The sequence below is a fragment of the Spongiibacter pelagi genome (assembly GCF_014705705.1).
In the GTDB taxonomy this organism is placed as follows: Bacteria; Pseudomonadota; Gammaproteobacteria; order Pseudomonadales; family Spongiibacteraceae; genus Spongiibacter; species Spongiibacter pelagi.
Genome location: NZ_JACXLD010000042.1, coordinates 1 through 1661 on the forward strand (window position 1 = coordinate 1; position 1661 = coordinate 1661).

Annotated in this window: 1 protein-coding gene and 1 pseudogene; both read left to right on the top strand. The window is 51.6% G+C overall.

Annotated features, from left to right (window positions below):
• A pseudogene (locus IB286_RS15330) lies at window positions 1–116 on the top strand (efflux RND transporter periplasmic adaptor subunit); the annotation flags it as partial.
• A gap of 12 nt (window positions 117–128) precedes the next feature.
• A partial coding sequence (locus IB286_RS15335; protein ID WP_190767034.1) for an efflux RND transporter permease subunit occupies window positions 129–1661 on the top strand: 1533 nt, incomplete at its 3' end.

The window sequence follows — 1661 nt, forward strand, 5'->3', positions numbered from 1 at the left end:
ATGACCATTTTTATGAGGTCGTTGAGGGGCTTGAAGCGGGCAGCGATTATGTCAGCCAAAACAGTTACCTGATTAAAGCCGATATCGAAAAATCCGAAGCTGAACACGAACACTGATCGAGGCACACTATGATTGATTCTATTTTGCGCCTTGCGATAGAGCGGCGCTTACTCATTTTATGTTTTATTTTTGTCATTGTCGGTGTGGGCGTATGGAGCTACCAAAAGCTTCCCATTGATGCCGTACCCGATATCACCAACGTCCAGGTGCAAATCAATACCGCTGCACCAGGCTACTCACCACAGGAGTCCGAGCAACGCATTACCTACCCGGTAGAAACCGCATTGGCTGGTTTGCCGAACCTGGCTTACACGCGCTCCTTGTCACGGTATGGCTTGTCTCAGGTCACCGTAGTATTTGAAGAAGGTACTGACATTTATTTTGCGCGCAACCTGATTAACGCTAGGCTCGGCGCGATTAAAAGTGTTTTGCCGCCCGGACTTGAACCGGAGATGGGCCCCATCTCGACCGGCTTGGGCGAGATTTTTATGTACACGGTACAGGCGAAAGCGGATGCGCGCATGGCCAATGGCGAACCCTATACAGCCACAGACTTGCGAGAAATTCAGGACTGGATTATCAAACCTCAGCTTGCGCAAGTAAAAGGCGTGATCGAGGTCAACAGCATTGGTGGTTACAACAAGCAATACCACGTCATGCCAGACCCAGCAAAGCTGTTAATCTACAAAGTCAGTGTTGAGGATGTGATGCAAGCGCTGCAAGCGAATAATGACAATCGCGGTGCCGGCTACATCGAACGCAACGGTCAACAACTGCTGGTGCGCTCACCCGGCCAGCTTGGCACGATTGAGGACATTGGCAATGTGATCATCGCTGAACACGACTCTGTTCCGATCAGGATGAAGGATGTCGCGGACATCAGCATTGGCAAAGAACTGCGCACCGGCGCCGCGACACGGGATGGGGTGGAAACCGTGTTGGGCACCGCCATGATGTTAATCGGCGCCAATTCACGGACCGTGGCCCAGGATGTGGCTGCCAAGTTGGAGGATATTCAGGCCTCTTTGCCAGACGGTGTGATTGCCGAAGCGGTCTACGATCGCACTGCATTGGTGGACAAAGCCATTGCCACTGTTTCCAAGAATTTGTTGGAAGGCGCACTGTTGGTGATCGTTGTGCTGTTTCTTTTGCTGGGCAACTTCCGCGCTGCACTGATCACGGCAGCCGTGATTCCTTTATCCATGTTGATGACCATCACCGGCATGGTAAAAACCGGTGTCTCAGCGAATTTAATGAGCCTCGGTGCTCTGGACTTTGGTCTGATTGTCGATGGTGCTGTGATTATTGTGGAAAACTGTGTTCGACGTCTGGCAGAGAACCAACATGGCAATGGAAAGCAGGATTTACGTGAACGATTGAATACCGTATTCGACGCAACGTCGGAAGTGATTCGCCCGAGTTTGTTCGGTGTGGCCATTATCACCATCGTCTACATCCCGATTTTCAGTCTCACCGGTGTGGAAGGAAAAATGTTCCACCCGATGGCCGCCACAGTCGTCATGGCTTTACTCTCGGCGATGGTGCTATCACTCACCGTTGTGCCGGCCGCTGTCGCTGTGTTCATGAACGGAAAAATCAGC